General features: G+C 63.9%; 19 protein-coding genes. 8 read left to right on the forward strand and 11 right to left on the reverse strand.

Annotation, left to right across the window (positions count from 1 at the left end; genetic code table 11):
- Positions 1–23: 23 nt before the first annotated feature.
- Entirely contained in the window at positions 24–2,171 is a 2,148-nt protein-coding gene (gene fadB, locus AYB31_RS04885) for a fatty acid oxidation complex subunit alpha FadB (RefSeq protein WP_068826338.1), read from the reverse strand.
- 344 nt (positions 2,172–2,515) lie between these two features.
- On the reverse strand, positions 2,516–2,953 hold the full coding sequence (locus AYB31_RS04890; RefSeq protein WP_068826340.1) for a hypothetical protein: 438 nt from the start codon (positions 2,951–2,953) through the stop codon (positions 2,516–2,518).
- 84 nt (positions 2,954–3,037) lie between these two features.
- Here AYB31_RS04890 and AYB31_RS04895 point away from each other — a divergent pair, with 84 nt between their 5' ends.
- The gene (locus AYB31_RS04895) at positions 3,038–3,481 is read left to right on the forward strand and encodes a universal stress protein (protein WP_068826342.1); all 444 of its coding nucleotides are present in this window, start codon (positions 3,038–3,040) and stop codon (positions 3,479–3,481) included.
- 8 nt (positions 3,482–3,489) lie between these two features.
- On the opposite strand, the gene AYB31_RS04900 is transcribed toward AYB31_RS04895, so the two are convergent.
- Positions 3,490–4,176 carry a DUF6901 family protein gene (locus AYB31_RS04900; protein WP_068826344.1) on the reverse strand — a complete coding sequence of 229 codons (687 nt, stop codon included), beginning with the start codon at positions 4,174–4,176 and terminating at the stop codon, positions 3,490–3,492.
- A gap of 19 nt (positions 4,177–4,195) precedes the next feature.
- On the reverse strand, positions 4,196–6,115 hold the full coding sequence (locus tag AYB31_RS04905; RefSeq protein WP_068826347.1) for an ATP-binding cassette domain-containing protein: 1,920 nt from the start codon (positions 6,113–6,115) through the stop codon (positions 4,196–4,198).
- Between the two features lie 164 nt (positions 6,116–6,279).
- Between AYB31_RS04905 and AYB31_RS04910 the strand changes: the two genes are divergently transcribed.
- Positions 6,280–8,208 (forward strand): transglycosylase SLT domain-containing protein, encoded by a 1,929-nt coding sequence (locus AYB31_RS04910; protein WP_068826348.1) that lies wholly within the window; start codon positions 6,280–6,282, stop codon positions 8,206–8,208.
- Positions 8,209–8,259: 51 nt separating this feature from the next.
- Here the strand turns inward: AYB31_RS04910 and AYB31_RS04915 are convergent, their stop codons facing one another.
- The gene (locus AYB31_RS04915) at positions 8,260–9,063 is read right to left on the reverse strand and encodes an MOSC domain-containing protein (RefSeq protein WP_068826350.1); all 804 of its coding nucleotides are present in this window, start codon (positions 9,061–9,063) and stop codon (positions 8,260–8,262) included.
- 709 nt (positions 9,064–9,772) lie between these two features.
- Between AYB31_RS04915 and AYB31_RS04920 the strand changes: the two genes are divergently transcribed.
- Entirely contained in the window at positions 9,773–10,882 is a 1,110-nt protein-coding gene (locus tag AYB31_RS04920) for a methyl-accepting chemotaxis protein (protein ID WP_442961794.1), read from the forward strand.
- A gap of 126 nt (positions 10,883–11,008) precedes the next feature.
- Here the strand turns inward: AYB31_RS04920 and AYB31_RS04925 are convergent, their stop codons facing one another.
- From AYB31_RS04925 to AYB31_RS04950, 6 genes are all read right to left on the reverse strand, one after another.
- The gene (locus tag AYB31_RS04925; protein ID WP_068826353.1) at positions 11,009–11,935 is read right to left on the reverse strand and encodes a chemotaxis protein CheV; all 927 of its coding nucleotides are present in this window, start codon (positions 11,933–11,935) and stop codon (positions 11,009–11,011) included.
- A gap of 127 nt (positions 11,936–12,062) precedes the next feature.
- Positions 12,063–12,989: a lipid kinase YegS gene (yegS, locus tag AYB31_RS04930; protein ID WP_068826355.1), complete on the reverse strand. Its 927-nt coding sequence runs from the start codon at positions 12,987–12,989 to the stop codon at positions 12,063–12,065.
- A gap of 52 nt (positions 12,990–13,041) precedes the next feature.
- Positions 13,042–13,431: a hypothetical protein gene (locus AYB31_RS04935; protein WP_153020639.1), complete on the reverse strand. Its 390-nt coding sequence runs from the start codon at positions 13,429–13,431 to the stop codon at positions 13,042–13,044.
- A gap of 7 nt (positions 13,432–13,438) precedes the next feature.
- Positions 13,439–14,998, reverse strand: coding sequence for an FGGY-family carbohydrate kinase (locus tag AYB31_RS04940; protein ID WP_068826359.1), 1,560 nt, complete (start codon positions 14,996–14,998; stop codon positions 13,439–13,441).
- Complete coding sequence (locus AYB31_RS04945) at positions 14,995–16,581, reverse strand: glycerol-3-phosphate dehydrogenase/oxidase (RefSeq protein ID WP_068826361.1); 1,587 nt, start codon at positions 16,579–16,581, stop codon at positions 14,995–14,997. The genes AYB31_RS04940 and AYB31_RS04945 overlap by 4 nt, the downstream gene beginning before the upstream one ends.
- Position 16,582: 1 nt before the next feature.
- Complete coding sequence (locus AYB31_RS04950; RefSeq protein WP_068826363.1) at positions 16,583–18,181, reverse strand: FAD-binding oxidoreductase; 1,599 nt, start codon at positions 18,179–18,181, stop codon at positions 16,583–16,585.
- A gap of 124 nt (positions 18,182–18,305) precedes the next feature.
- Here AYB31_RS04950 and gliR point away from each other — a divergent pair, with 124 nt between their 5' ends.
- From gliR to AYB31_RS04975, 5 genes are all read left to right on the forward strand, one after another.
- A complete protein-coding gene (gene gliR / locus AYB31_RS04955) occupies positions 18,306–19,337 on the forward strand; it encodes an AraC family transcriptional regulator GliR (protein WP_068826365.1) in 1,032 nt (343 codons plus the stop codon).
- A gap of 145 nt (positions 19,338–19,482) precedes the next feature.
- Positions 19,483–20,919, forward strand: coding sequence for an undecaprenyl-phosphate glucose phosphotransferase (locus AYB31_RS04960; RefSeq protein ID WP_068826367.1), 1,437 nt, complete (start codon positions 19,483–19,485; stop codon positions 20,917–20,919).
- A complete protein-coding gene (locus tag AYB31_RS04965; RefSeq protein ID WP_068826369.1) occupies positions 20,919–22,376 on the forward strand; it encodes a mannose-1-phosphate guanylyltransferase/mannose-6-phosphate isomerase in 1,458 nt (485 codons plus the stop codon). Before AYB31_RS04960 ends, AYB31_RS04965 begins: the two co-directional genes overlap by 1 nt.
- Complete coding sequence (locus tag AYB31_RS04970; protein WP_068826371.1) at positions 22,376–23,287, forward strand: glycosyltransferase family 2 protein; 912 nt, start codon at positions 22,376–22,378, stop codon at positions 23,285–23,287. The genes AYB31_RS04965 and AYB31_RS04970 overlap by 1 nt, the downstream gene beginning before the upstream one ends.
- A 3-nt stretch (positions 23,288–23,290) precedes the next feature.
- Positions 23,291–24,082: a polysaccharide biosynthesis/export family protein gene (locus tag AYB31_RS04975; RefSeq protein WP_068826374.1), complete on the forward strand. Its 792-nt coding sequence runs from the start codon at positions 23,291–23,293 to the stop codon at positions 24,080–24,082.
- The last annotated feature ends 28 nt before the right edge of the window (positions 24,083–24,110 follow it).

The raw sequence follows: 24,110 nt of genomic DNA on the forward strand, positions 1-24,110 counted from the left end.
CTCTCGCTCTGTTCGCTGCGCGATTAACCGAAGAACTTCTGGCCCTTGGCGGCCATTTCGCGAAGTTTGGCGGTCGGGTGGTACAGCGCGCCCAGCTCAGCATACTTGTCAGCCAGGGCCACGAATTCAGCTACACCAATGGAATCGATGTAACGCAGGGCACCACCGCGGAAGGGCGGGAAGCCGATACCGTAGATCAGGCCCATATCGGCCTCAGCTGCGGTTTCGACGATGCCGTCTTCCAGGCAACGAACGGTTTCCATGCACAGCGGGATCATCATGAAGTTGATGATGTCTTCGTCGGTCAGCTCGCGCTGTTCTTTGACGATGGACTTCAGCAGCTCGTAGGCGACCGGGTCGGAGACCTTCTTCGGCTTGCCGCGCTTGTCGGTCTCGTAGGCGTAGAAGCCCTTGCCATTTTTCTGGCCCAGACGGTTGGCGTCGTACATCACATCGACAGCAGTTTTACCTTCGACAGCCATGCGATCCGGGAAGCCTTCGGCCATCACATCACGGCCGTGGTGGCCGGTGTCGATACCGACGACGTCCGACAGGTACGCCGGGCCCATGGGCCAGCCGAACTTCTCCATGACCTTGTCGATGCGCACGAAGTCGACACCGAACTCAAGGAGCTTGCCGAAGCCACCGAAGTACGGGAACAGCACGCGGTTGACCAGGAAGCCCGGGCAGTCGTTGACCACGATCGGGTTCTTGCCCATCTTCTTGGCGTAAGCCACGGTGGTGGCAACCGCCACGTCGCTGGACTTCTCGCCACGGATCACTTCCACCAGCGGCATCATGTGCACCGGGTTGAAGAAGTGCATGCCGACGAAGTTTTCCGGACGTTTCAGGGCCTTGGCCAACAGGTTGATCGAGATGGTCGAGGTATTGGAAGCCAGGATAGCGTCTTCCTTAACCGCACCTTCCACTTCGGCCAGAACGATCTGCTTGACCTTCGGGTTCTCGACTACGGCTTCGACGACGATGTCGACGTTACCGAAATCACCGTAAGACATGGTCGGGCGAATGGCATTGAGGGCTTCAGCCATCTTGGCCGGGGCCAGACGGCCCTTCTCGACACGCTTGCCGAGCAGCTTGGAAGCCTCACTCAGGCCCAACTGGATACCCTCTTCGCGGATATCCTTCATCAGGATCGGGGTGCCCTTGGAAGCGGACTGGTAGGCGATACCGCCACCCATGATGCCGGCGCCGAGAACGGCGGCCAGTTTCACGTCACGAGCGATCTCGTCGTGCTGCTTGGCCTTCTTCTTCAGATCCTGATCGTTCAGGAACAGACCAACCAGGCTCTCGGCAACCGAGGTCTTGGCCAGTTTGACGAAGCCAGCGGCTTCCACTTCCAGCGCCTTGTCGCGACCGAAGTTGGCGGCTTTCTGGATGGTCTTGATCGCTTCGACCGGGGCCGGGTAGTTCGGGCCGGCCTGGCCAGCAACGAAACCTTTGGCGGTTTCGAAGGCCATCATCTGCTCGATGGCGTTGAGCTTGATCTTTTCCAGCTTGGGCTGACGCTTGGCCTTGTAGTCCAGCTCGCCGGCGATGGCGCGCTTGACCAGATCCAGAGCGGCATCCTTGAGCTTGGCAGGTGCCACGACTGCGTCGACGGCGCCTACTTTCAGAGCGTCAGCGGCCTTGCTTTCCTTACCGGAAGCGATCCACTCGATGGCGTTGTCGGTACCGATCACGCGCGGCAGACGCACGGTGCCGCCGAAGCCCGGGTAGATACCCAGCTTGACTTCCGGCAGGCCAATCTTGGCGGCCTCGGAGGCAACACGGTAGTCACCGGCCAGGCACATCTCGAAACCGCCACCGAGGGCGATGCCGTTGATGGCGACTACGGTGGGAACGGCCAGGTCTTCGAAATCGCTGAAGATCTTGTTGGCTTCGAGGTTGCCGGCAACCAGCTCTTCGTCGGGCAGTTTGAAGTTCTCGACGAACTCGGTGATGTCGGCGCCGACGATGAACACGTCTTTGCCGCTGGTGACGATTACGCCCTTGATCGAACCGTCGGCCTTGATGGCATCGACCGACTGGCGCAGTTCGCTCAGGGTCAGACGGTTGAACTTGTTAACGGACTCACCCTTGAGGTCGAAATTCAATTCGACGATGCCGCCCTCAAGAGCCTTAACCGTGATGGCTTTACCTTCGTAAATCATCAACTGATCTCCACGGTATGGAAGCTGAACGGTACACATCGGAGCCAACCGGCCTGGGCAGCCCGCGGCAATGGCCAACGAGCATAATCCCAATCGGTGCGACACACCCGCCGACGCGATAATCGGGCTGTAAAGGCGCTACCTACAGCGGCAGACACTCAATTCATACGCCCGTTTGATTTGGGTGGGCGTACATTCTGTGAAAACCAGGCAATTGTCAATTGCCCGTCACAGGCGCCCCATATGAGAGCAGCGTCACGGAGTGACCAAAAGCGCATATCCAGCCACAAAAACGATCTAATCACAGACGCCAGAGGCATCCACGGCCACATCGCGCTACCAGATTAGGCCACTGCCGTCAGGAGTTCTGCCACCCGCCGCAACTCGGGCTCGCCACCTCGTTCGCCCCAGTAGAGCGCGACCATCTGCGGCCCGGCCTCGACCTTGTAGACGTCCACCGGCAAGCGCTGCAACTGTTCAAGCAGGCTTGCGTCGCTGCAGGGCTCGCGCCACTGATTGCACCACTGTCCCGGCCCTGTCTGCCAGTAGCTCCAGCTATCCACACTGCCGCGACGGCGGGCCCGATGGTATTGCGCGCAGCTGGCGGGGGGTTGCCGATCCAGCCAGTGCGGCCAGTCCTGCTGACTGAGCTGCATACCCAGCCCCAGGCGTCTGGCCGCCAGACGCAACTCCATCTGCCCACGCTGGCGCGGCGAGGGGCGCAACCAGACCAGCGGGCTGAGCGCGGCGCCGACGAGTAAAAGCACTATCCACCAGGTCATATCTGTCACTTGCAAGCAAAAGCCTGTGTTTTGAAGAGGACAAAGCCATACTGCAAGCATGCCCTTTCAATGGAGGAAACTCAGATGCCTTACCAGCACATCCTGATTGCCGTCGATCTCACCGACGAATGTCATCCGGTCGTAGAGCGCGCCCTGGCCATCGCCGCCAGCAGCGGCGCCAAGGCATCCCTGGTGCACATAGTCGAACCGATGGCCATGGCCTTCGGCGGTGACGTCCCCATGGATCTGTCCATGCTCCAGCAGCAGCAGTTCGATCAGGCCCGCGAACGCCTGGACAGCTTTGCCGGGAAATACGCTGAACTCGGCAGCGAGCAACGTCATCTGGCCTATGGCCAACCACGCCAGGAAATTCACCGCCTGGCCGAGGAGCAGGCCTGCGACCTCATCGTAGTCGGCAGCCACGGCCGCCATGGCCTGGCACTGCTGCTCGGCTCGACGGCCAACGACGTACTGCACGGCGCCCCCTGCGACGTGCTGGCCGTGCGCCTGAAGAAACCCAAGGACTGACCGGGTCGCTAATCCGAAGCTTCGCCCGCACTCATGACCAGCGGGCGAATCTTCTGCAGCTGGGTCTCCAGCGACACCGTCATGCTCGACGACATGGAGAAGAAGGTCAGGAAGGCCTTGAGGTTGGAGTCCCCCTCGCAGACATCGAGAATGCGCTGCCAGAACGCCTGATTGACCAACTGCAGTTGCTGGAACTGCTTGACCAACCCCTTCAACTCCCAGTCGGCATGGCGCCCCTCACGGAAGTTGAAGTACTGCCGTGTGAGGTAGAGGGAAATGGTGCGCAGGATGAACTCCTGGCTACTGGCAAAGGGCAGGTGGTTATGCGCCATCGGCTTTAGGCGACCCAATACCGGGCAGGCACTGGTCGCCATGATCACGCCGAGCAGCGAGCGCAGCCCCTCCTCCAGCCCTACCAGCTTGGTGTATTCCCGCTCCGGGGTGCGCACCCAGACCTGAGCCTTCTTGAAGGCCGGCAGGCCCTGAAAATCTTCGATCACGCGGTGCAGGTCGACCGCGGCCGGGCAACGACTGAACTGCTCCCGACTCAAGGGGCAGTTACTGCACTGGTGGTGTTCCAGGCGCGTCCACTTGGGCGCGGCCTCCGCACTCTGGGCATCGTACTGACGATCCAGCTCGATCCTGTAGCTGAACTGATGGTTGTCATCCAGAGTGACGCGGTACTCAATCGCCATGCATGTCTCCGACAGGCTATCAGGCTTCCAATTCGGCCCAGCGCTCCAGCAACTGGTCCAGTTCCTGTTGCAGACTCTGCAAACGCTCCAGCGCGGCCCCGGTGATATTCGCGGCCTGCTGGTAGAACGCCGGATCGGCGATCTGTGCCTGCAGTTCTGCCAGCTGGGCCTCCAGGGCGTCGATCTGCCCGGGAATGGCTTCCAGCTCACGCTGCAGCTTGTAGCTGAGCTTTTTCTTGTTGGCGGCCGGAACCTCTTCCGCCACCGGTACGGGTGTCGCTGCGGCGGGTGCCACCGCAGCGAGTTCGGCCTTGCCCGACTTGCTTTCGCCAACCCCGAGCAGACGTGGCGAGCCGCCCTGGCGAAGCCAGTCCTGATAGCCACCGACATACTCGCGTACACGCCCCTCGCCCTCGAACACCAGGGTGCTGGTCACCACGTTGTCTAGGAAGGCACGGTCGTGGCTGACCATCAGCACGGTGCCGGGGAAGCTCAGCAGCACTTCCTCCAACAGCTCGAGGGTTTCCACATCGAGGTCGTTGGTCGGCTCGTCCAGCACCAGCAGGTTGGCCGGCTTGCTGAACAGCTTGGCCAGCAGCAGGCGCGCACGCTCGCCACCGGACAAGGCCTTGACCGGCGTACGCGCACGCTGCGGACTGAACAGGAAATCACCGAGGTAACTCAGCACGTGGCGACTCTGGCCATCGATGCTGATGAAGTCACGGCCTTCGGCCAAGTTATCGATCACGGTCTTCTCAAGGTCCAACTGATGGCGTAGCTGGTCGAAGTAAGCCACTTCCAGCTTGGTCCCTGCCACTATCGTGCCACTAGTAGGTTGCAGGTCGCCCAACAGCAGTTTGAGCAGCGTGGTCTTGCCGGTACCGTTGGCGCCGAGCAGGCCGATGCGGTCGCCGCGCTGCAGCACCAGGGAGAAGTCGCTGAGCAGCGAACCTCCCCCTGGGTGCGCAAAACTGACATTTTCCGCCACTATCACCTGCTTGCCGGACTTGTCCGCCGTATCCAGCTGGATGTTTGCCTTGCCCTGACGCTCGCGCCGCTCGCCACGCTCCTGGCGCATGGCCTTGAGCGCCCGCACGCGGCCTTCGTTGCGGGTACGCCGGGCCTTGATGCCCTGGCGAATCCACACTTCTTCCTGGGCCAGGCGCTTGTCGAACAGGGCATTGGCGGTTTCTTCGGCCGCCAGTTGTTGCTCCTTGTGCACCAGGAAGCTGGCGTAGTCGCCATTCCAGTCGATCAGGCCGCCGCGATCGAGTTCGAGGATGCGCGTGGCCAGGTTCTGCAGGAAGGAACGGTCGTGGGTAATGAAAAGCACCGCACCGCCGAAGTCCTTCAGCGCCTCTTCCAGCCAGGCGATGGCGCCGATATCCAGGTGGTTGGTCGGCTCGTCGAGCAGCAGCAGATCGGGCTCGGAAACCAGCGCTTGGGCCAGCAGCACCCGGCGGCGCCAACCGCCGGACAGCTCGGCCAGGGTCTTGTCGGCCGGCAACTGCAGGCGGCTCAGGGTGCTGTCCACCAACTGCTGCAGACGCCAGCCGTCCTTGGCCTCCAGCTCCTGCTGCACATGCATGAGCTGAGTGAGGTCTTCGTCGGTGTGGATGTTCTGGCTGAGATGGTGGTAACGGGCCAGCAGCTCGCCGACCCCGGCCAGGCCTTCGGCCACCACATCGAACACCGTCCGTTCGTCGGCTCGCGGCAATTCCTGCGGCAATTCGCCGATCTTCAGCGCCGGAGCTCGCCAGATTTCCCCGTCATCGGGCATCTGATCACCCTTGACCAGACGCAGCATGCTCGATTTGCCGGTGCCGTTGCGGCCGATGATGCACACCCGCTCGCCACGGGCGATCTGCCAGGACACGTGGTCCAGCAGCGGCGTGGTGCCGTAGGCCAGGGAAACATCGGCGAACTTGAGCAGGGTCATGGGCGGCACCTTGGAAAACGGGGGCGCATTCTAACCGAGTTGCGCCACCGCCATACTGGCCTTTGTGCATCATTCAAGGCGGGTTTTTCCGCCCCTGCACAACAGGCTAAGCTAGGCCTATTGGAAGCACCCCGCTTCGATTAGTTCTTCATCACGGATGTGTCATGCGCCGCCCTCTGCTTTATCTGTTTTCCTCGCTCGTCACCTGCACCCTGGCCCTGGCCAGCGCTCAAGCCGCCAACCTGACCCAACAACGCCAGATGTACGACGAGGCCAAACGCGCCCTGGCCAAGGGCGATAGCGGCCCGTATCGACGTTACGCCAATGCCCTGCGCGATTATCCGCTGGAGCCTTATCTGGCCTACGACGAGCTGACCGCCCGCCTGAAGTCGGCCAGCAACGACGAGATCGAAGCCTTCCTCACCGAACACGGCGACCTGCCCCAGGCCGGCTGGATGAAACTGCGCTGGCTGCGCTGGCTGGCCGAGCGCGGCGAATGGCAGACCTTCGCCAATCATTACGACCCCAAGCTGAACTTCACCGAGCTGGACTGCCTGTACGGCCAGTACCTGTACCGCCAGGGCATGAAGCCCGAAGCACGGGCGGCTGCCGAGAAGCTCTGGCTGGTCGGCAAGTCCCAGCCGGAAGCCTGCGACGCGCTGTTCAGCACCTGGCGCGGCGACGGTCAGCTGACCGAGGAGCGCCGCTGGCAGCGCGCCAAGCTGGCGGCCGAGAGCCGCAACTACGGGCTGGCCAGCTATCTGGTCAAGGGCCTGCCGAGCCTGGGCAAGCAGGGCCAGATGCTGCTGGAGGCGGCACAGAAGCCGCAGATCATGAGCCAGACCGCGCGCTTCACGCCGGCCGACCGGCACATGGCCGACGCCGCGGGCCTGGGCCTGCGCCGCCTGGCCCGCCAGGACCCGGAAAAAGCCCTGAGCCTGCTGGATGTCTACGCCAGCAAACTGCCTTTCTCTGCCGAGGAGAAAGTGGCTATCGCCCGCGAAGTCGGCCTGACCCTAGCCAAGCGCTTCGACGTGCGCGCCCTGCAGGTCATGGCCCAGTACGACCCGGAACTGCGCGACAATACCGTCTCCGAGTGGCACGCCCGCCTGCTGCTACGCCACGGCCGCTGGGACGAGGCTTACCAGCTGACCAGCCGCATGCCGGCGGACCTGGCGACCACCAGCCGCTGGCGCTATTGGCATGCACGTAGCCTGCAACTGGCCAAGCCGCAGGACCAGCAGGCCGCAGCCCTGTACCAGCAACTGGCCAAGGAGCGCGACTTCTACGGCTTCCTCGCAGCAGACCGGGTCAAGGCGCCCTACAGCCTCAATCACAAACCGATGGCCATCGAGCCACAGGTGATGCAGAAAGTGCGCAGCACCGCCGGCATCCGCCGTGCCGTGGAATTTCATGATCGCGGCCAGATCGTCGACGGTCGCCGCGAGTGGTACCACGTCAGCCGCCTGTTCAGTCGTGAGGAGCTGGTCGCCCAGGCCAAGCTGGCCTACGACAAGCAGTGGTACTTCCCGGCCATTCGCACCATCAGCCAGGCGCAGTATTGGGACGATCTGGATATCCGCTTCCCGATGCCCTACAAGGCCAGCCTGACCAGCCAAGCCAAACTGCGAGGCCTGCACTCCAGCTGGGTGTTCGCCATTACCCGCCAGGAAAGCGCCTTCATGGCCGACGCCCGCTCGCCGGTCGGCGCCATGGGCCTTATGCAGCTGATGCCGGGCACGGCCAAGGAAACCGCACGCAAGTTCGGCATCGCACTGGGCAACCCCCAACAAGCCCTGGCGCCAGAGAAGAACATCCAGCTCGGCGCCGCCTACCTGAGCCAGGTGCATGGCCAGTTCAACGGCAACCGGGTACTCGCCTCGGCCGCTTACAACGCGGGCCCTGGCCGCGTGCGTCAGTGGCTGCGTGGCGCCGACCACCTGTCGTTCGATGTCTGGGTGGAGAACATCCCGTTCGACGAAACCCGCCAGTACGTGCAGAACGTGCTGTCCTACTCGGTGATCTACGGGCAGAAGCTGGGCGCGCCGCAACCACTGGTGGACTGGCACGAACGCTTCTTCGACGACCAGTGAAAACACCAAGGGCGCCACAAGGCGCCCTTTTTCATTGCCGTGTCGGACAATCTATTCCAGCACTTCTACTTCCATGCCCACGCGCAGTTCGCCGACGCCTCGCGGCAACAGGTTCTGGCCGAAATACACCTGCCCCTCGCGCTCGCGATAGGTTTTCAACGTGGCCAGCGGCTCGCGGTCGGCGCTGCGCTCACCGGTATGCGGGTCGAGCGTGGTGAGGATGCAGCGACTGCAGCCCTTGGCCACCTGGAACTCCAGCTCACCGATACGGATGCGCTTCCAGCGGTCCTCGGCATAAGGCTCCGCACCCTGGATCACCAGGTTGGGGCGAAAACGCAGCATCTCCAGCGGCCACCCTACCCGCGTCGACAGGTCATCCAGCGAGCCCTGGCCGATCAACAGCAGCGGAAAGCCATCGGCAAACGCCACCTTGTCACCCGGCTCGGCGTAACCGGTATCGACCTGACGAGCCCGGTTTTCCGGCACCTGCACCAGCCGACAGGCGCGACCGATGAAGGCGCTGAGCCAGGCAGCAGCCGCATCGCCGGCATCCGGTACACGCAGGCTATCACTCCACACGGTGACTCCCCGCAGCTCGGCATCCGGCCCAGGCAGCGCCACCTCGATGCTGGTACAGCCCGGAGCACTGAGGATCAACCCTCCAGCGTCGTTGTAGCGGGCCTCGATACGGCCCATCTGCGGCAACAGCCGCTGGGTGAGAAAGCGCCCATTGCTCTCGTCCACCAGCATCCAGCGCCGGTCACCCGCCAGGCCCAGAGCCTCGACCCGGGAACTCGACAGGCTTTCGTAGCCAGCAGACTTGAGCGGATAGCGATATAGCGCGGAAAGCTGCATGAAACCCTCGATTACGCAGAAAGTATGAATCGATCATTAATACTTAGGATCGACGTGATGGACATCACGAAGTTGCTAGATTGGCCGACAGATAAAACCAATAAAAACACGTCCGGTGTACCCCATGCATAACTCCCAGTCCACTGCCGCCACCCCGCAGGCCCCCGGCCTGTCACTCTCCACCCCGCTCTGCCTGCTGCTGTCCTGCCAGGTGATCCTGCTTGCAGCGGTTCTGATCCAGGCCGACAACGGCTTGCGTCTGGTAGCCGGACTGCTCGCCCTGCCACTGCTTCTGCTGGCCTGGCACCTGGGCAAGGGCCAGCAGCGCAGCCAGCTGGCCACGCAACTCGAGGCCATGGACGGCAAACTGATCGATCTCAGCCAGGTCGTCGACGATAGCGCCGCGCAGGACGGTGCGAACAATCTGCAGAACCTGACGACCCGCCTGCGCCAGAGCATCACCAGCCTGCAACACAACAGCCTGCAGATCGCCCTGACCTCGGCTGCCAGCCGCCTGCAATCCGAGCAGGCCGCCAGTGAAGCCGGCGAGCAGCAGAGCCTGTCCGAGCTGATCTTTCACGCCAGCGAGCAGACCACAACGGCTCTGCAGGATATTTCTGCGCGCACCGGCGGCATTACCGATATGAACAGCCGCAACCTGGACATGGCGCACCAGTCGCAACAGCAACTGAGTGAAGCCCGTCGGCAGATGCAGGACATCAACCTGACCATGGACGGCTTCAAGCACAACATCGAAGCCCTCGATGCCTCGTCCACCAAGGTTCGCGAGATCCTTACCACCGTCCAGGACTTCTCCACCCAGACCAACATGCTGGCGCTCAACGCCGCCATCGAGGCGGCCCGGGCCGGCGAAGCCGGACGCGGCTTCGCCGTGGTCGCCGACGAGGTGCGCAACCTGTCGCAGAAGGTCGGCAGCGCCGCACAGCAAATTGGCGCCCTGATGGAGGAAATGACCAACGCCATGGCCGGCGCCGATCAGCAGACCCAACGCATGATCGAGCAGAGCGCCAGCACCGGCACCGCCGTGAATAGCGCGACAGATCAGTTCGAGCTGATGGTCGGCGACTTCCAGAAGGCCAACGATGACCTGCTGATGGTCAGCAGCGCCCTGGAAGAACTGCACGCCACCAACCAGGAAACCCACCAGCACAGCAGCCGCATCCGCGACCTCAGCCTGGCCATCGGCGAACGCATGAAGCAGAACTTCGCCCAGGCCGACACCATGCGTGACACCACCAACCTGCTGGTGCAGCAGCTGTGCAACTTCCGCCTGGGCAGCGGGCGTCTGGAGGCCATCACCGACATGCTGTTCCAGCGTCGCGACCTGATCGAGGCGCGCCTGGAAGAGCTGCAGGCCTCGGGTATCGATCTGTTCGACCAGAACTACCGACCGATTGCCAATACCAACCCGCCAAAGCACGACGTCAGCTGGGTCGAACCCTATCGCCAGCGCATCCAGCCGCTGCTCGACGAGTGGGACCAGGGCGGCAAGGACGGCGTGCTCTATCTGGTACCGATGACCGAACGCGGCTACCTCCCGGCTGCCCGCAGCGCCGCCTCGCAACCGCCGACCGGCAATCCGCAGGTGGACGCAGCCAAGAGCATGCACCAGCGCTTCATTCCGGTGAGCGCCAGCGAGATGGAAAGCGTGCGTCAGTGCCAGCACCTGAGCATGGGCACCTTCGTGATCCCGGGCACCAACACCATCGTCTTCGTCATCTATACCCCTGTGCGCATCGGTGGCCGGCGCTGGGGCACCATCAGCGCCGGCATCGTGCCGGCTGCACTGGGTATTTGAAGGGTTCTGATTCGCGGCGCGTTACCACCTGGCAAGTGCGCGCCTCAATCAGCTGGCCTCGGGGTCAGACCCTCGGCCTAGCGCGCTCTACACGAGGCATGCAAGCGATGGCGGGAAGCCGCGACCTCAGGCGTCGCGGCGAAGGCGGTCGGCAATCACATCGACCAGCTTGTCCGGCTGGAACTTGGAGAGGAAGTTGTCGCAGCCCACCTTCTTCACCATGGCTTCGTTGAAGCTGCCGGACAGGGATGTGTGCAGCACCACGTAGAGGTCTCGCAGACGCGGGTCGTTGCGGATCTCGGTGGTCAGACGGTAACCGTCCATCTCCGGCATTTCCGCATCGGTAAAGATCATCAGCAGCTTGTCGGTCATCACCTCGCCGCCGTCGGCCCACTTCTTCAGCTGCTGCAGACCCTTGAGGCCATCGCTGGCACTGTGGGTGCGAATGCCCAGCTGGGCCAGCGTCTCGCGCAGCTGGTTGAGGGCCACGCTGGAGTCGTCGACCAGCAGCACTTCGCGACCGACTGCGCCGGCCAATACCGGGTCTGCCAGCTTCTCGTCGGACACCTTGGTACTCATCGGCGCGATCTCGGCCAGCACCTTCTCTACATCGATGATCTCGACGATCTGGTCTTCGACCTTGGTAATCGCCGTCAGGTAGTGCTGGCGCCCTGCTCCGCCAGGCGGCGGCAGGATGGATTCCCAGTTGAGGTTGAGGATGCGATCCACGCCACCGACCAGGAAAGCCTGCACCGAACGGTTGTATTCGGTGACGATAATGGTGCTATTGGCATCGGGGGTGATCGGGCGCATGCCAATGGCCTGGGACAGATCAATCACCGGCAGGGTCTGACCGCGCAGGTTGACCACGCCACAGACATAGGGGTGACGATGCGGCATCAGGGTCAGCTTGGGCAGCTGCAGGACTTCCTGCACCTTGAACACGTTGATGGCAAACAACTGCCGGCCCGCCAGGCGGAACATGAGGATTTCCAGGCGGTTCTCGCCCACCAACTGGGTGCGTTGATCCACTGTGTCGAGAATGCCGGCCATCATGCGCTCCTGTTATCTGTACCGAGTCTAGCCCAGCGCCTAGCGCTGTATCGGCCATAACGACAGAATCTGCAGGCTGTGGCCGTTCGCCATCATGCCGCAGCCCAAGGCGCGACGCCACAAGCCGTCATGCACCACTGAGCAACGGCGAGTTGCTGGGCAGATGCAGGCGCAAGGCTTTGGCCCGGGCCGAGAAGCGCAGACGCCGCCCTTCCAGCGGCTCGCCGTCCAGATTTATATCCAACCCTTCCGGTGTCTCCACCTCCAGCCAGGGCAGACGGGCGCTGACCGACACCGACTCCACGCCGAGCATGCCGCCAGAGAGCAGTGTGCCCAGGGTGCCGACCATGTCCTGCGAGGCCGGTACGATGCAGATGTCCAGCAGACCGTCGTCGATGCGCGCCTGCGGGCACAGCACATGGCCGCCACCCGCCTGACGCCCGTTGCCGATGCCGAGGGCAAGAAAGTCTCCCTCCCAGGCGAAACCCGGCCCGGAGAAGCGCCCGAAGGCGGAATGCACCTCGGCAAAGCGCGTCAGCCCGGTGAGAAAGTACGCCGCACCGCCGAGCAGGTTCTTCAGCTCTTCCGAGGTATTGGCGGTGACCTGCGAGCCGAAGCCACCGGTAGCCATATTGAGGAACAGCTGGCCATCCACTTCACCCAGGTCAACAGGCCGCGCCGCCGCATCCAGCAAAGCAAGCGCCTCAGCTGGCGCCAGCGGAATGCCGGCCGCGCGGCAGAAGTCGTTGGCGGTGCCCAGTGGCAGCAAGGCCAGGGAAGCATCGCCTTCGGCCAGCGCCAGCGCCTCGGCCACCTCACGCAGGGTACCGTCGCCACCACCAGCAATCAGGGTCGAATAACCCGCCACCAGGGCCTCGGCGACCAGTCGCGCGGCATCGCCAGCCTCCCAGGTCAGGCGCACGGCCAGCTCCCAGCCGCTCGCACGCAGCGCCATCACGGCAGTCCGCACCTCCTCGTTCTGTGCCTGTTTGCCATGCAGAATCAGCAATGCCTTGCGTGCTGCCACCCTGTATCCCTCCAATTCGGTTCGCATACAACAGACCGCTGCCGATGACTGAAAGTGCCTTCGCAGAGCCTAGCGGGCCTCAGCTGAAGGCGTAGGCCGCGACGCCACTCAACCAGGGCAGGTAAGCCAGCAGAAACACTCCGGCGCAAAGCAACATACCTCGCCAGCCGCGGGTATGCAGCAGATAGGCAGGCAAAACCAGCGGCCAGAGGAAAAATAGAAAAGCACCGAACTCATACGGGCAGTGATAACGCCGGCGCTTGGCATCGGCCAGGCACCAGTGAGCCAGCATCAAGGCGAAAGCCCAGCTCATCAGCGCCTGCGCCTCATGCGAGGGGTAGTCGCCTGCATACCCCAGCAACGCGTAGTGCAGGACCGAAATACCGATCACCAGCCCCCATACGATCTGCATAAACATCCCTGTCATCAACTGCGTGCCCGGCAGTTTCCATCGCCAGGTCGCCATCATGCAATGACTAGGCCGGATAACCGGTGATTTCACGAATACTGCGGTACAGCGGTTTGAGTTGCTTGTACATGCGCAGGTAGACCTCGCGATACAGCCGCTCGTACACCACCACCGCCTGCGGGTTGGGCTGGAACACCTTGCCCACACGGGTCATGGCGGCGATGGCCGTGGGGAAGTCCGGGTGCAGGCCGAGGCCGACGGCACAATCGATGGCCGCGCCGAGGCCGGAGGTCTCGTACAGGTGCGGACGCTCGGCCGGCAGGTTGAAGATATCGGCGGTCAGCTGCATGGCCGCGTCACTCTGTGAACCGCCCCCGGAGATGCGCAGGCGCTCGATGCGCGTGCCAGAGCGTTTCTCGATCTTCTCGCGACCCTGGCGCAGGGCGTAGGCCAGACCTTCGAGAATGGCGCGGTACAGGTGCGCACGGGTATGCACGTCGCCGAAACCGATGATCGAGCCCTTGGCTTCCAGCCCCGGCTCGCGGATGCCCGGCGACCAGAACGGCTGCAGCATCAGCCCCATGGAGCCCGGCGGCACGCTCTCGACCAGCTCGTCGAACAGGGTCTCGGCCTCCACCCCCAACTCCAGGCCGCGCTGGCGCTCGGCATGGCCGAACTGCTCCTTGAACCAGCTGACCATCCAGAAGCCGCGAAACACCATGACCTCGGTGTTGTAGTGGTCGGGAATCGCCGCCGGGTACGGCGGGATCAGTGGGATGGTCTCCAGGTACTGGGCGCGCGTGGTGTTGATGGTTGCCGTGGTGCCGTAGGACAGGCACGCCGTGCTCGGCTCCACACCGCCGGCGCCGATTACCTCGCAGGCCTTGTCCGAGGCCGCGGCGATCAGCGGCAGCCCCTCGGGAATGCCGGTGTGGGCACTGGCCTCGGCGCTGATCGCACCGATGTGCTCGCCCGGCTTGACCAGCTCCGGCAGCATGTCCGGGCGCACCGGAATGGCCTGCCACTTCCAGTCACTGGGCTTGGCCCAGCACAGGCGCTTGTAGTCGAACGGCAGGTAGGCCACGCAGCTACCCACCGAGTCGGCGAAACGGCCACACAGGCGATGGGTAAGAAAGCCCGAGAGCAGCAGGAACTTGTGCGTGCGCGCCCAGATGTCCGGCTGCTGCTGGGTGATCCAGTTGGCCTCGGCCTGACTGCGGAAGTAGTCGATGGTCTCCTCTTCGCGGATCAGTTTGAACAGCCAGCCCCAGGGCCCCTTGATGCTTCCCTCCACCTCGGCGCGGCGCTGATCGAGCCAGAGGATGGCCGGGCGCAGCGGCTTTCCGGACTCATCCACGTTGATCAGGGTGCCGCGCTGGGTGGTCAGCGACACCCCGGCGATCTGCCGGCGGTCGATGTCGACGCTGGCCCACAGCTGCTGGCAGGCCTCGCCGAGGCTGCGCCAGTAGTACTCCGGGTCCTGCTCGGCCCAGCCGGGTTGCTCGGAGTAATAAGGCTCCAGCTCCACCTTGCCCTTGCCGACCAGGTTGCCGGCCAGGTCGAAGAGCAGCGCGCGCACGCTCTGGGTGCCGTTGTCGATGGCCAGCAGATAGCGTTGTTCACTCACGAGAGTTCACCCGGCAGGCTGTAGCACTGGCGCCAGAGCGCCAGGTAGCGTTGTTGTTGTTCGTCCCAGCGTGCGTCGCTCCAGCCCAGGCGCGGCTGGCACAGGGTGCGGATGCATGGCAGTTCGGCCTCGGCGCCACCCGGCAGCAGCAGACCAATGCGGGTGCGGCGTAGCAGCAGGTCGTCCAGCTGCAGCACCAGCTCATCGTCGCAAGCCAGGGCCAGTTCGGCCCAGAGCGTGGCGCTGGCGCCGATGCACTCGCTGCCCAGCTCGCCGATTAGCTCGGCCAGGCGCGGCAACGTTCGACCATGACGGCCGGCCAGGCGCCGCTGCTGGCTCAGACACAGGCCCGGCAGCACGACCTGTGGCAGCGTTGGGAAAACCGCCTGGCCGACATCCGTCACCTCGCGCCCTAGCATGGGCGCGCAGGCGCGCAGCACCTCCAGCGCCAGCAGGCGGAAGGTGGTCAGCTTGCCGCCGGCCAGGGTCACACAGCCGGGTTCGATCCACAGGGCATGCTCGCGTTTCTCGTCCGACGGCTTCTTGCCGGAGCTTTCGCCCTCACTGACCACAGGGCGCACACCGGCCCAGGTGGACAGCACATCGGCGCGCCTGACGCCAGCCTGGGGAAACACGCGGGCGCAGGCCGCCAGCAGGTAATCCACCTCCTCGGCGGTGATCCGTGCATCGCGGTTCAGCGCCTCGCCATGGTCCAGATCCGTGGTGCCAATCACCGTGGCGCCTTCCCAGGGGAAGACGAACACCGGGCGCTTGTCCTCGGGGTGCATAAAGCTGATGGCCTGGGCCACCGGCAGGCGCCAGGCTGGCAACAGCAGGTGGCTACCGCGCAGCGGGCGGATATGTTCCAGGCCCACTTTCTGGCGCAGCTCATCGGCCCAGGCGCCGGTGGCCTGGGCCACGGCGCGGGCGCGGAAGCTGAAGCGCCGGCCGCTTTCGCTGTCCTCGGCGATCAGGCCGCTCACCCGTTCGCCATCGCGGCTCAGCTCGACCACGCGCAGGCCGTTGAGCGCCTCGCCACCCTCGGCCCGCGCCTCGCCGAGCACACGCATGACCAGGCGGGCATCGTCGGTGACGGCATCGGTAAACAGGGTGCCACCGAGCAGCTCGGTGTCGTTCAGCCCTGGCGCCAGGTAACGCAGTTCGCCTGCCGGGTGGTAGTGGTGCAGGCGTTGGCCGGCCAGGGCGTCGTAGACGCCAAGCAGGCCACCGAACACCTTGGGCCCGGGAAACTTGCCACGGTAATGCGGGAACAGGAACGGCAGCGCATCGACCAGCCCCGGCGCCTCGCCGAGCAGGCGCTGGCGCTCGCGCACCGAGTCGCGGGTCAGGCCCAGCTGGCCCTTGGCGATATAGCGCAGGCCGCCATGGACCATCTTCGACGAGCGGCTGGAGGTGCCCCAGGCGAAGTCGCGCTGCTCAAGCAGCAGGCAGCTCCAGCCACGCCGGGCCGCCTCGCGCAGGATGCCGGCGCCGCTGATGCCGCCGCCGATCACTATCAGGTCCCAGTCGCGCGCCGCCAGCTCGGGCAGCGCCGTCTCACGCCAGGCGGCGTTCCAGGCCATTTCAGTCTTCCAGGAGGACGCCGGGGGCCAAACGCTGCGCCGGATCGAAGTGCTGCGCCATGGCCTTGAGCGCCGCCATGCCAAGTTCACCTTTCTCCGCCGCCAGGTAGGGCGCGTGATCACGACCGACGCCGTGCTGGTGGCTGATGGTGCCGCGGTTGGCGGCGATGGTCCGGCTGGCGGCCTGTTTGAGCTTGGTCCAACGCGCCAGCGTCACGTCGTAGCTGCTGCCCGGACGGAATACGTAGGTGGTATAGATGCTCGAGCCCTGGCCGTAGACATGTGACAGGTGGGTGAACACATGGCCCCGCTCACCCTCGTCCGCCAGCCCCAGGCGCAGGTTGGCCTCGACCTGGTTCAGCAGGTGGTCGACGTTGCTCCAGTCGGTGGCCGTTTCCAGGGTATCCACTGCGTAGCCGGCCTCCCACAGGCCATGGCGCAGATAGGGGAAGCGGAAGCGGTTCTCCGCCCACTTCTTGCCCAGCAGGGTGCCAGTGAATACGCCGCCAAAGCTCTTAAGCAGCTTCTTCGCCTGCTTCACCGACAGCGCATTCTGGCTGCGGTTACCGGTGACACCGAAGGTCAGCATGCATTTACCGGCGCGAGCGCCACGCAGGGCCAGGTACTTCTCCAGCCAGGCGATCTGCTCGGGATGGCCGGCCAGGGCCAGCTGGGTCTCGGTCTCGATGGCGTTGGACAGGCGCAGCATCGACAACGGAATGCGCGCCTGCACCAGGGCGCGGATGCCGGCCAACGCCTGCGGCCAGCTGGGCAGAAACACGGCGAAGAACTTCTCCTGCTCGGCCAGTTTGGTCACACGCACCTTGACCTCGGAGATCACGCCGAAGCGGCCCTCGCTGCCGAGGATCAACTCGCGCAGGTCTGGACCGGCGGCCGACGCCGGGAAGGTCGGAATATCAAGGGCGCCGGCAAAAGTCTCGACCTTGCCGCCAGCGAACAGCTGCTCGATGCGCCCATAGCGCAGCGACTGCTGGCCACTGGAGCGGCTGGCAACCCAGCCACCGAGGGTGGACAGCTCCCAGGACTGCGGAAAGTGGCCGAGGGTATAGCCACGTGCGCGCAGCTGCGCCTCCACCTGCGGACCGTTGGCGCCAGGGCCGAAGGTAGCGATCTGGCTCTGTTCGTCGAGGTCGAGCAGCTGGGTCATGCGCTCCAGCGACAGGGTCAGCACCGGCCTGGCCGATTCGACCGGGTTGATGTGCCCCGCCACAGAGGTACCACCACCGTAGGGGATGACGATGGCGTCCTGCTGCTCGGCCCAGGCCAGCAGCTCGCGGATCTGCGCGGCGGTCTCCGGCAGGGCGACGCCGTCGGGGAACACGCCGAAGTCGCCGGAGCGCATGGCCAGCCAATCCGGCAGGCTCTGGCCGCGGGCGTGGCGCACGCGCACCTCGGCATCGACGCTGACCAGCGGATGACGCAGGCTCAGGCGCGTTTCGGGTACTCGAGCCAGCACCTGCTCCAGACTGGCGTCCGCCAGGCGCTGTCCGGCGCCAACCAGCTGCTCCAGGAATGCCGCGCCGTGCGCCGGCAGCTCCACCACGGTGGCCTCATCGCCCCATCCGTTCCAACGTCGCATGCTTGCTCCCACCTATTCCGGTCGATCTCGATGGCTGCCTATACTAGCCAGCCGCCAGGCCTGGTCACTGTCGAATCAGGCCAGCGTCTATCGCCAATCAAGCCAAGCAGAACAACAAGAACAGATGCTGACTCTCGGCTATACCTCCGTCCCCGCTCTACTCAAGTACCTGCGCCATGCCGAACACCTCGGCCTGGATCTGGCCGCCGCGCGCACCGCTGCTGGCGTAACCCTGGAAGACCTGGCCGACAACGGCCGACGCATCCCCAGCGAGATGCACGAGCGCCTGCTGGCGCACCTGATGGAAGTTTCCGGCGACCCATTGTTCGGCCTGCATTCGGCGCGCTATGTGCAGCCGGGCTCCTGGAGCGTACTCGGCTACATCACCATGAACTGCGCCACCCTGGGCGAAGCCATGAGCCGCATCGTGCCTTATGAAAAGCTGGTCGGTGACATGGGTACCAGCCGCCTGGAGCCGGTCGGCGACCATATACGACTGATCTGGAACTGCCGCCACGAGAGCCCGGAGATTCGCCGGCATATGGTGGAGAACGTGCTGGCGTCCTGGATGCTCTATGCCCGCTGGATAGCGGACATGGACAGGTCGCCGCGCGAGGTGTGGTTCGAGCACGACCGCCCCAGCGAGGCGACACAGGAAGATTACGAGGAAGTCTTCGGCTGCCCGGTACGCTTCGGCCAGCCCTGCAACGCACTGCTGGTGCCATTCGACTACCTGGCTATTCCCCTGCGCCAGGCCGACGCCAACCTGCTGCGCACCCTGGAAGAACACGCGCTGACCATGATGGCTGGCCTGGACAGCGACGAGCCGCTGCCGGTGCGAGTCAAGAATGCCCTGCGCCTGCTGCTCAAGGACGGCCTGCCACGCAAGGAGAAGGTCGCCGAAAAATTCCACATGACGGTGCGCACCCTGCAGCGCCACCTGCAGCAGGCCGGTACCAGCTATCAGGAAATCCTCGACCAGCTGCGCCAGGAGCTGGCCGAGCACTATCTGCTGCGCAGCAACCTGCCGATCCAAGACATCGCCACCTATCTCGGCTTTACCGAATCACGCTCCTTCCACCGCAGTTTCAAGTCCTGGACAGGCATGACGCCCGGTGCATTTCGCGAGCAGTGCCAAAATGCCAGCACAGATTGATTGCCTGCTCCGGATGCCTATGGTCAAATCGACATAAAGCCGGCGCACATCATTACAACCATAAAGTTGTCGCCAAATAATTGACTAATATGCCGAATATTGATTCGAGCTCATCGGGCTACCGACGAGCCATCCGGGGGAGCTTTTGCGTCCGCAGTCGATCGAAAGCCAGCTCATCAACAAGCCTGGCTTCATTCAGTATTTCGTCGCATTCACCCGCCTGCTGCACGGTTTCACCGCCGTGCTGCCAGGCTTGCTGTTGATCTGGTGGCTACACGACGGGGCCGGCGAGCAGGGTGAGTACTACACCGCGCTGATGCTCTTCTTCGCGCTGATCACGGTATTGCTGTTCCAGACCTTCGGCGTCTATAGCGAAGAGCTGTTCAGCAATCTGCTGCGCTTTCGCCTGACGCTGTTCTGCTGGCTCGCCGCGTTCTCCATGCTGGTGTTCATGCACCAGGCTCTGGGCCTGTTCGGTCTGGTGTCCAATCGGCAACTGCTGATCTGGTTCAGCGCCAGTCTCGTATTGTTTGGCGCCGAACGCCTGTTGCTGCTGCTGATATTGCGCACATTGACCCGCCAGGGCCGCCACCTGCAGAACGCCGTGATTCTGGGCGGCACGGAGAACGGCATCCGTATCGCCGAGTACCTGAGCCGCAATGGTGACATCCGCATGGGCTTGCTCGGTTTCATCGACGACCGGGTCAAGCGCAGCAGTAAAGAAATCGCCGGGCTACCACTGCTGGGCGACTCCAAAGCCCTGGAACAGATGATCCGCAACGAGCAGGTTCAGCAAGTCCTAGTCGCTCTGCCCTGGACAGCGGAGAACCGCATCGGCCAACTGGTCGGCCGCCTGCGCAAACTGCCGGTCAGTGTCCTGCTGGTGCCGGACATGCTCGCCCTGCGCCACTCGCACAACCGCATCACCGAGATTGCCGGTCTACCGATGTTCAACGCCTCACAGCTGCCGTTACGCGGCTGGTCGCCACTGATCAAACGCCTCGAAGATCTGATCCTGGCCGGCCTCGCCCTGTTATTGCTGGCACCTCTGATGCTGTTGCTGGCCATCGCCATCAAGCTCGACTCGCCAGGCCCGGTGCTGTTCCGGCAGAAGCGCTACGGCTACAACAACCGCCTGATCGAGGTCTACAAGTTCCGCTCGATGTACCACCGCATGGCCGATGCCAATGCCGAGCGCCAGACCACCCGTGGCGACGCGCGCATCACCCGCATCGGCGCCTTCATCCGCCGTACCAGCCTGGACGAGCTGCCGCAGCTGTTCAACGTGCTGTTCGGCAGCATGTCGATGGTCGGGCCTCGCCCCCATGCCACCGCCACCAAGGCCGCCGGCATTCTCTTTGAAGAGGCGGTGGAGACCTACAGTGCTCGACACAGAGTCAAACCCGGCATTACCGGCTGGGCCCAGGTCAACGGTTACCGTGGCGAAACCGACACCCTGGAAAAGATCGAAAAGCGCGTCGAATTCGACCTCGAATACATTGAAAACTGGTCGGTGTGGTTCGATCTCTACATCCTTTTCCGCACCATACCGGCCGTGATTTTCACCAAGGAAGCCTACTGATGAGCGCCCTGATTCCCTGCATCATCGCTGGCGGAGCCGGCACCCGCCTGTGGCCGGTATCGCGCGAGGCGCGGCCCAAGCCCTTCATGCGCCTGGCCGACGGCCAAAGCCTGCTGCAGAAGACCTTTCTGCGTGCCACGCGCCTGGCCGATGTACAGCGGGTGATCACGGTGACCAACCGCGAGCTGCTGTTCACCACCCTGGACGACTACCGTGAGATCAACGCCCGCGGGCTCGCGCTGGATCTGCTGCTCGAACCCTGCGGCCGCAATACTGCTCCGGCCATTGCCGTGGCGGCATTGCATGCCCAGCGCATGTATGGCGACGACAGCCAGCTACTGGTGCTGCCGGCCGATCATCTGATTCAGGACGAACAGGCATTCGCTGCCGCCGTCACGACTGCCCGCCAACTGGCGGCCATGGGCCGACTGGTGACCTTCGGCATCCAGCCGACCCGCGCCGAAACCGGTTACGGCTATATCGAGACCGGTGCTGCATTGACTGAAGGCGGCCAGGAGGTCGCCCGTTTTGTCGAGAAACCAGACGCTGCTAGCGCCCAGCAATACCTCGACGGCGGTCGCCATTTGTGGAACGCCGGCATGTTCTGCCTGCAGGTGGATTGTTTGCTGGATGAACTGCAGCGCTGCGCTCCCGAGGTGCTGGAAGCGGCCCGTGCCAGTCTCGACGCCAGCCAGTCGCTGCAAGGCAAGGAATGCCTGCAGTGCGAGCTGGATCGCAATGAGTTCGCCCAGGCCCCGAATATCTCCATCGACTACGCCCTGATGGAGCGCTCGCGCAAAGTGGCCGTGGTGCCCTGCGCCATTGGCTGGAACGACATCGGCTCCTGGCTCACCCTGCGCGAACTGCTGCCCAGTGACGCCCAGGGCAATCAGGTCCGCGGTGAAGTCATCCTGCACGACGTGAACAACTGCTATATCGACAGCCCCGAGCGCCTGGTGGGTGCCGTCGGCGTGCAGGACCTGATCGTGGTGGACACTCCCGACGCCCTGCTGATCGCCGACGCCCAGCGCAGCCAGGACGTCAAACACATAGTCGCGGAGCTGAAGCTGCGCGGCCATGAGGCCTATCGCCTGCACCGCACGGTCAGTCGCCCCTGGGGTAGCTACAGCGTTATCGAGGAAGGCCCGCGCTTCAAGATCAAGCGCATCGTCGTACGCCCCGGTGCCGCCCTGTCGTTGCAGATGCACCATCACCGTAGCGAACACTGGATAGTCGTCAGCGGTATGGCCCGCGTGGTCAACGGCGAACAGGATTTCCTCCTCGACACCAACCAGTCGACCTTCATTCCCGCCGGTCACAGCCACCGCCTGAGCAATCCCGGGGTCATCGACCTGGTGATGATCGAGGTGCAGAGCGGCGAGTACCTGGGCGAGGATGACATCGTCCGCTTCGAAGACATCTATGGCCGCACCGCCGATAGTGAGCCACGTCCCTGATGCGCACCGCCCTGATCATCCCGACCCGCAATGCCGGCCCGCATCTGGACCGGCTGTTGCCGGCGCTGGCCAGCCAGAGCCTGCAGCCAGACCAGTTCCTGGTGGTCGACAGCAGCTCCAGCGACGACAGCGTTGCGCGCCTGCGCGCGTTCGGCGCACGGGTCGAAGTGATCCCGGCCAGCCAGTTCAACCATGGCGGCACCCGTCAGTGGGCCAGCCAGCAGGTCGATGCCGACATACTGATCTACCTGACCCAGGACGCCATCCCGGCCAACCCGCAGGCGCTGGCCAAGCTGCGTGACGAGCTGCTGGCCGAGCCCGACATCAGCGTGGCCTACGGTCGCCAGTTGCCGCACCCGCAGGCCGGACTGCTGGCCAGCCAGGCGCGGCGTTTCAACTACCCCGCCGAAGGCCGCACCAAGCGCCTGGCTGATGCCGCCGAGCTGGGCATCAAGACCTGCTTCAGCTCGGACTCCTTCGCCGCCTACCGGCGCAGTGCCCTCGAAGCCGTTGGCGGTTTCCCCATGGACGTGATCGGTAGCGAAGATGCTTACGTGGCCGGCAAGTTGCTGCTGGCCGGCCACGCCGTACGCTACGCCGCCAGCGCCTGTGTGGAGCACTCCCACGACTACCGCCTGCTGGAAGAATTCCGCCGCTACTTCGACATCGGCACCTTTTACGGCCGCGAGCGCTGGATCGCCGAGACCTTTGGCCGTGCCGGCGGCGAGGGCAAACGCTATCTGCTCGCGGAACTCTCGGCCCTGCGTACCGCCGGCGCTCTCTGGCGGCTGCCCGAAGTGCTGTTGCGCAGCGCCCTCAAACTGCTCGGCTACAAGCTCGGCTATCACGGCCAGGCGCTGCCACGCCCCCTGAAACGACAACTCAGCATGTTCGCTGGCTACTGGAGCTGAATCATGTCGCCCAACACCCTGTACCGACTGCTTTCCTGCGCCCTGCTTGTCTCCACGCTGGCGGCCTGCAGCACACCGGCCCGCGTGCACCTGCCCGATGACGAGGTGCTGGAGTACCGTCACCAGGAGCTTTACAAGCTCGCCGAGCTGCCACCGCCACAGGTGCGCATCCAGAGCGGTGACACCCTGCGCATCGTGCGCGACGCTCAGGAACCGTCGGAAAAAGACGACATGACCCTGTTCGTGGTGCGTCCCGATGGTTATTTCTCCATCCCCTTCGTCGGCCTGATCAAGGCCGACGGCCGCACGCCCGAGGATGTAGCCAAGGAAGTCACCGGCAAACTGGCGAAGATCTATCGCCGCCCCAACGCCACGGTGAATATCGCCATTGCCCCAAGCAACAAGGTGTTCATCGGTGGTGCAGTGCCCAATGCCGCCTTTTTCGATCTGGTCGGCCATGCAACCCTGGAACAGGTTCTGCTGGCTTCCGGCGGCGTCCTGCCCTCTGCCGACAGCGACAACATCGCCCTGCTGCGCGCCGGCGACGACGGCAAGTACAAGCTGTATTTCTTCAGCCTGGCCAGCCTGCTTCAGGACAAGGAGCGCCCCATGGTCGCCATGCAGCGTGGCGACCTCATCTATGTGCCGCAGTCCAGCATCGGCAGCGCCGTCGAGGCGGTAGACATGTACTTCACCCGCCTGATTCCGATCAACAAGGCAGTCGGCCTTGGCTTCAACTACGACCTGAACCAGCAGGACGAAGTGAAAGTGATCCCTTACAACCCAGTCCCCTAATCGCCACGGCACCTCTTTTCAGTAGATA

This window comes from Pseudomonas sp. BMS12 (assembly GCF_001592875.1).
Classification (GTDB): domain Bacteria; phylum Pseudomonadota; class Gammaproteobacteria; order Pseudomonadales; family Pseudomonadaceae; genus Aquipseudomonas.

Coding starts and splice junctions, on each gene's coding strand:
- AYB31_RS04890 (WP_068826340.1), bottom strand. CDS start 2,953: ATGACCTGGTGGATAGTGCTTTTACTCGTCGGCGCCGCGCTCAGCCCG.
- AYB31_RS04895 (WP_068826342.1), top strand. CDS start 3,038: ATGCCTTACCAGCACATCCTGATTGCCGTCGATCTCACCGACGAATGT.
- AYB31_RS04925 (WP_068826353.1), bottom strand. CDS start 11,935: ATGGCCGGCATTCTCGACACAGTGGATCAACGCACCCAGTTGGTGGGC.
- yegS (WP_068826355.1), bottom strand. CDS start 12,989: ATGCGAACCGAATTGGAGGGATACAGGGTGGCAGCACGCAAGGCATTG.
- AYB31_RS04915 (WP_068826350.1), bottom strand. CDS start 9,063: ATGCAGCTTTCCGCGCTATATCGCTATCCGCTCAAGTCTGCTGGCTAC.
- gliR (WP_068826365.1), top strand. CDS start 18,306: ATGCTGACTCTCGGCTATACCTCCGTCCCCGCTCTACTCAAGTACCTG.
- AYB31_RS04910 (WP_068826348.1), top strand. CDS start 6,280: ATGCGCCGCCCTCTGCTTTATCTGTTTTCCTCGCTCGTCACCTGCACC.
- AYB31_RS04945 (WP_068826361.1), bottom strand. CDS start 16,581: ATGGCCTGGAACGCCGCCTGGCGTGAGACGGCGCTGCCCGAGCTGGCG.
- fadB (WP_068826338.1), bottom strand. CDS start 2,171: ATGATTTACGAAGGTAAAGCCATCACGGTTAAGGCTCTTGAGGGCGGC.
- AYB31_RS04905 (WP_068826347.1), bottom strand. CDS start 6,115: ATGACCCTGCTCAAGTTCGCCGATGTTTCCCTGGCCTACGGCACCACG.
- AYB31_RS04900 (WP_068826344.1), bottom strand. CDS start 4,176: ATGGCGATTGAGTACCGCGTCACTCTGGATGACAACCATCAGTTCAGC.
- AYB31_RS04975 (WP_068826374.1), top strand. CDS start 23,291: ATGTCGCCCAACACCCTGTACCGACTGCTTTCCTGCGCCCTGCTTGTC.
- AYB31_RS04950 (WP_068826363.1), bottom strand. CDS start 18,181: ATGCGACGTTGGAACGGATGGGGCGATGAGGCCACCGTGGTGGAGCTG.
- AYB31_RS04935 (WP_153020639.1), bottom strand. CDS start 13,431: ATGATGGCGACCTGGCGATGGAAACTGCCGGGCACGCAGTTGATGACA.
- AYB31_RS04970 (WP_068826371.1), top strand. CDS start 22,376: ATGCGCACCGCCCTGATCATCCCGACCCGCAATGCCGGCCCGCATCTG.
- AYB31_RS04965 (WP_068826369.1), top strand. CDS start 20,919: ATGAGCGCCCTGATTCCCTGCATCATCGCTGGCGGAGCCGGCACCCGC.
- AYB31_RS04920 (WP_442961794.1), top strand. CDS start 9,773: ATGCAGGACATCAACCTGACCATGGACGGCTTCAAGCACAACATCGAA.